Origin of the sequence: Microbacterium sp. UBA3486, from assembly GCF_002377845.1 — a bacterium.
Classification (GTDB): Bacteria; Actinomycetota; Actinomycetes; order Actinomycetales; family Microbacteriaceae; genus Microbacterium; species Microbacterium maritypicum_A.
In genome coordinates this window covers 1-5,312 of the sequence record NZ_DFQP01000079.1, presented here as the reverse complement: position 1 = coordinate 5,312, position 5,312 = coordinate 1, and the positions used below count along the sequence as shown (strand labels likewise).

5 protein-coding genes are annotated in these 5,312 nt (G+C 68.4%); 4 read left to right on the top strand and 1 reads right to left on the bottom strand.

Translation table 11 applies throughout. The features are described 5' to 3' along the window. A partial coding sequence (locus tag B2869_RS11810) for an aldehyde dehydrogenase family protein (protein WP_292766733.1) occupies window positions 1-267 on the bottom strand: 267 nt, incomplete at its 3' end. An 83-nt stretch (window positions 268-350) separates the two neighbouring features. On the opposite strand from B2869_RS11810, the gene B2869_RS11805 reads away from it, so the two are divergent. The 4 genes from B2869_RS11805 to B2869_RS11790 form a co-directional block, all read left to right on the top strand. After that, on the top strand, window positions 351-1,319 hold the full coding sequence (locus B2869_RS11805; protein WP_029260764.1) for a LysR substrate-binding domain-containing protein: 969 nt from the start codon (window positions 351-353) through the stop codon (window positions 1,317-1,319). Between the two features lie 124 nt (window positions 1,320-1,443). Next, window positions 1,444-3,057 (top strand): LVIVD repeat-containing protein, encoded by a 1,614-nt coding sequence (locus B2869_RS11800; RefSeq protein WP_051671248.1) that lies wholly within the window; start codon window positions 1,444-1,446, stop codon window positions 3,055-3,057. A 96-nt stretch (window positions 3,058-3,153) separates the two neighbouring features. After that, window positions 3,154-4,644 (top strand): DHA2 family efflux MFS transporter permease subunit, encoded by a 1,491-nt coding sequence (locus B2869_RS11795; protein WP_292766729.1) that lies wholly within the window; start codon window positions 3,154-3,156, stop codon window positions 4,642-4,644. Between the two features lie 71 nt (window positions 4,645-4,715). Further along, window positions 4,716-5,312, top strand: a 597-nt coding sequence (locus B2869_RS11790) for an ABC transporter ATP-binding protein (RefSeq protein WP_292766726.1), incomplete at its 3' end; no start/stop codon positions are given.

Here is a 5,312-nt window from a genome sequence, read left to right as displayed (position 1 = left end):
CACACCGCGCAGCAGACGGGCGCGCTCCGCGACCGTCATCCGTCCCCAGGGCCCGTCGAACGCGGCGCGCGCGGCGGCCACGGCGCGGTCGACCTGCTCGGTGCCGGCTTCGTGCACCTCGGCGATGACCGAGCCGTCGACCGGGCTGACCTTCGCGAAGGTGGCGATGCCCTCCACGCGCTCGCCGGCGATCATGTTGTGGATCGCGCGGGGCGCTCGCTCCTGCTCGGAGGCACGGAGGGGAGGCGTCATCGTCTCGGAAGGCATGGGCTCAGGCTAGGAACGTTCGAGGGATGCCGACAAATACTCTCTTGATGCACTGCCATGCCCGTACGGCTATAGTCCGGATCATGGTCACCGATCGACTGCTCGACGGGCGGGTCAAGATCCGCCACCTCGTCCTCGTCACCGCCATCGCCGACGAAGGCACTCTGGTGCGCGCCGCCGAGTCGCTGCACATCACCCAGCCGGTCGTCACCCGCGGCCTCCGCGAGGTCGAAGAGGTGCTGGGTGTGCCGCTGTTCGAACGGTTGCCGCGCGGCGTGCGCCCGACGCAATACGGGCACTCGTTCATCGAGCGCGCCCGCTCGGTGCTCGCCGAGCTGCGCGCCGCGGGGGAGGAGGTGCGGCTGCTGCAGTCGGGGCAGCTCGGCACGGTGACCGTCGGCACGCACCTCGCAGGTTCCAACCTGCTGCTGCCGCGGGCCATCGCGGCGCTGAAGGCCGAGCATCCACGGCTGACCGTGGTGGTGCGCGAGGGCACCCCCGACACCCTGCAGCAGCTGCTGCTCGCGGGCGACCTCGACCTGACCGTCGGGCGGCTCTCGCCGACGGTGCCGGTGCGGCTCGAGCAGGAGCGACTGCACCTGGAGCCGATCCGTCTGGTCGCGCGGGCCGGGCATCCGGTGCTCGGCGGTGTCAAGGCGAACTCCCTCGCCGAGCTGATCGCGTATCCCTGGATCTTCCCCGTGGCCCAGACGGCGCTCCGGGCCGAGCTCGAAGCGGTCTTCTTCCACGAGGGGCTGCCGTTGCCGCCCGACCGCGTCGAGTGCACCTCCATGCTGACACTGCGCACCCTGCTGATCTCGACCGACGTGATCGCGGCGCTGCCGATGTTCATCGCCGTCGACGACCGTGAGCTGCGGATCCTGCCCACGCCGTTGAGCTCCATCCGCCGCTCGGTCGGCGTGACGGTGCCGAAGGATCGGGCGCCGTCGCCGGCGGCATCCGCGCTGCTGGCCCATCTGCGCGAAGAGGGCGCCCGCTTGGCGGAGCTCGAGCGGGACTACGCGGAGACGGAGCCGCGCTTCGCCGGCTGATATGCCCGAACGGTCATAGCTCTGACCCGTATGGATATTGGACAGCATCGCTTCACCAGGACGAACCTGATGAGAACGACACCACGTCGTGACGATCTCACCCGATTCAGCCAATGGAGGCGACATGGCCGGCTCTCCCTACGTGCCCGATGCGAAGAAGTACCGCCCGGAGGATTTCCAGCGCGTCGAGGGTGAACCGGCCGATCCCGATCCCTCCAGCTGGGGCATGCAGCCCGACGGTACCTTCCTGCCGCCGGCGCACACGCCGTCCGTCCCGCGCGACGTCTTCATCGACTGGCCGGGCCAGCTCGACTACCGCGACCCCGAGACGTATGCGCTCAACGCCAAGGCCGAGGCGTTCTACCCGATCGTGGTGAACACCAGTCACTCGTGGCAGTGCATCTACGACTGGGACGGCCGTCGCCTCATGCTCCACTACGGCGGCGGCAACCACTGGAAGCTCTACGACATCACCGACCCTCGCGACCTGACGATCGTCGACGAGGAGCAGTGGGGCTGGGACGACCCCCGCCCGCAGTTCGGCGCCACCACGGTGCAGTGGAACCAGAAGCTCGGAAAGCACATCGCGATCCAGGCGAGCGAGACTCCGCGGTACTTCCTCAAGGGGCGCGTCGCCAACAAGTGGATCGACGACACCGTCGAGGGCCAGCTGAAGGAGTGGGAGGGCCTGCGCGGCTTCCGCACGTGGGAGATGAACGGCCCGAGCCCCCGCGACTGGACCCTCCTCACCGAGGTCTCGACCGATCCGAACCACGGGCCGGACGAGATCCAGGAGGGCAACGGCGTGCTCGACCTTCCTGTCTACTACGGCGACAAGTACCTGTTCGTGGCGACCGCGCCCGACAACACCTTCACCAACCAGCCGTACAAGACCACGCTGTGGACCGCCGGACACGCGGCTTACGACGTGTCGGACCCGGCGAAGCCCGAACTGCTCTCGAACTGGTGGGTGCCCGGGTCGCGTGCCGGGGAGGAGGCGGATTCCGAGTACCTCGCGGACAACGAGCGCTGGAACAACAAGACCTCGTGGTTCGGCTCGCGCATGGGCATCTTCCTGCCGCGCTCGGTCGAGTCCGGATGGAAGTACGGCTACGCCGCCCAGGGTGGTCAGGGCTTCTTCGTGCTCGACGTGTCGGATCCCGCGAACATCCACCACGTCGGCTGGTGCCACCTGCCGGTCAGCGTCGCCGGCACCGAGGGCGACAACGTCGACACCACCCAGGTGGAGGAGACGGGCTACGTCTACGTCTCGGGCTACCCGATGAACACCGACTGCTACGAGCCGGCCAAGGAGATCTATCAGATCGACGTGAGCGACCCGACGAACCCGCGGGTCGTGCGCACGCTGCCCCGCCCGACGCCGCCGGCAGACGCCGCGTTCACCGACTGGGCGCAGCGCCGCGGGTCGTTCGGACCCAAGCGCTCGGGCTACTTCACCAACACGGGCACGCCGCACGGCGGCGTCATCCCCTACGCGTTCTACGCCGCGGGGTTGCAGATCTTCGACGTGCGCGATCCGGAGAACCCCGAGGTCGGCGCGTACTTCGTCCCCCCGATCGGACTCAAGGACGACGACGACCTCGCCGCCCCCGTGCACGGCATCTTCGTGGAGTGGGACCGCAACGTGATCTGGCTCTTCGCCAACCACGGCATCTACGCGGTGTCGACCCCGCTGCTGGGTGAACCCGTGGTCGGTCTCCCCGCCACCGAAGGCTGAACACTTCCCGGAAACTCCGGTGTCCGTCCTCCACATAAGGGGCTGAGTGGACGGACACCGGCTCCCGACCCCTGACGATCCCTCCGAAAGTGATCCATGACTCAGACAGTTAGGCCGTGGCCGGCCCTGTGGGCGCTGTGCATCGGCTTCTTCATGATCCTCGTCGACACGACGATCGTGGCGATCGCCAACCCGGTCATCCTCGCGGCGTTCGACGCCGACCTGACCACGGTCATCTGGGTCACCAGCGCCTACCTGCTCGCCTACGCCGTCCCCCTGCTGGTGACCGGTCGCCTGGGGGATCGCTTCGGTCCCAAACGGGTCTATCTCGTGGGGCTCGTGCTGTTCACCCTCGCCTCGCTCGCGTGCGGTCTGGCGGGCAGCATCGAGATGCTCATCGCGGCTCGCGCCGTGCAGGGCTTCGGTGCCGCGCTGATGACGCCGCAGACCATGGCGATCATCGCGCGGGTGTTCCCGCCGCGCGGTCGGGGTCAGGCGATGGGGGCGTGGGGCGCTGTCGGAGGGCTCGCGACGCTCGTCGGCCCGATCCTCGGCGGCGTGCTCACCGACACCGTCGGCTGGGAGTGGATCTTCTTCGTCAACGTGCCTGTCGGGATCGTCGCCTTCGTCGTCGCCTGGCGTCTGGTCCCCGATCTCGAAGGACACCCGCACCGCTTCGATGTGGTGGGGGTCGCGCTGTCCGGACTCGGTCTGTTCCTGCTGGTGTTCGGCATCCAGGAGGGCGAGGTCTACGACTGGGGGGTGATGTTCGGTCCGGTCACCGTGTGGGGCGTCATCGTCGCCGGTGCCGTGCTCCTGGTGCTCTTCGTCGTGTGGCAGCGCGTCAATCGTGCAGAGCCCCTCATGCCCCTCAGCCTCTTCCGCGACCGCAACTTCTCGGTCGCGAACGCCACGATCTTCCTCGTCGGTGTCGGCATCACGGCCATGCCCGTCCCCCTCGCCTTCTACTTCCAGGTCGCCCGTGGCCTCGACCCGACGCTTGCGGCGCTGATGCTCGCACCGATGGCGGTCGTCTCGGGTGTGCTCGGGCCGTTCGTCGGAAAGCTGAGCGACCGGATCGGTCCGCGGTGGGTCACCTTCGCCGCCTTCGTCATCTCGGCGGTGGCCATGGCCTGGTATGCGGCGACGATGACGATCGACGCCCCGTTCTGGCTCCTGCTTCTGCCCTCGGCGCTGCTGGGTGTCGGCGTATCGGGGATGTTCGGTCCGCTCGCGTCGACGGCCACTCGCAATCTGCCGCACACGCAAGCAGGAGCGGGATCCGGCGTCTACTCCACCACCAGGCAGATGGGGTCCGTGATCGGATCGGCGCTGCTGGCGGTGCTGATGAACGTGACGCTCGCCGCGCACATCACCGGTTTCGTGCCAGGGGCGATCCACCCGGGGAGCGAGCTGTCGGCGAAGGACGGGAGCGGACTGGCCGCGGCCATGTCGCAGTCGCTGCTGCTCTCGGCCATCGCCTTCGCGGTGTGCGCGGTCGTCGTGGTGTTCTTCGAGAAGCCGCGAGCCTGGGGAGCCCCGGCCACCCCGCAGACGGCGGGTTCTGTCGTGAGAGAGGGACGATGATGGCGGCGATCGCAGTGGATCCAACATCCAGAACGAATCCGACCACGAGCACGAAGGACGAGAGGACTCCGATGACGGTCAGCTCCGGAGGCGGTCGACTGGTCGTCGACGCCCTGAAGAAGGACTATGAGCTCGACGGCGCCGCCGTCCCCGTGGTCAAGGACGTCACGTTCACGATCGAGCCCGGGACGTTCTACTCGCTCCTCGGCCCGTCGGGATGCGGCAAGACCACCACCCTGCGCTGTGTCGCCGGCCTCGAACGGAGCAACGGCGGCGTCATCTCGCTCGACGGCAACGTGCTGTCGACCGGCACCGCGCACGTGTCGCCCGACAAGCGCGACATCGGCATGGTGTTCCAGAACTACGCGATCTGGCCGCACATGACGGTGTTCGCCAACGCGATCTTCCCGCTGCAGGTCGCGGGTTCGAAGCTTCCGAAGCAGGAAGCGCGCAAGCGGGCGATGGAGGCGCTGGAGCTCGTGCAGCTCGATCATCTCGCGCAGCGCCCGGCCACCGCGCTCTCAGGCGGTCAGCAGCAGCGCCTGGCCCTCGCTCGTGCGTTGGCCCACCGACCGCGTCTGCTGCTGCTCGACGCGCCGTTGTCGAACCTCAACGCCAAGCTGCGCGCCACCATGCGCACCCAGCTGCGGAGCCTGCAGCGCACCCTC

Excerpts from the sequence above, each read along its gene's own strand:
- B2869_RS11805 (WP_029260764.1), top strand. The coding sequence starts at position 351 with ATGGTCACCGATCGACTGCTCGACGGGCGGGTCAAGATCCGCCACCTC.
- B2869_RS11800 (WP_051671248.1), top strand. The coding sequence starts at position 1,444 with ATGGCCGGCTCTCCCTACGTGCCCGATGCGAAGAAGTACCGCCCGGAG.
- B2869_RS11795 (WP_292766729.1), top strand. The coding sequence starts at position 3,154 with ATGACTCAGACAGTTAGGCCGTGGCCGGCCCTGTGGGCGCTGTGCATC.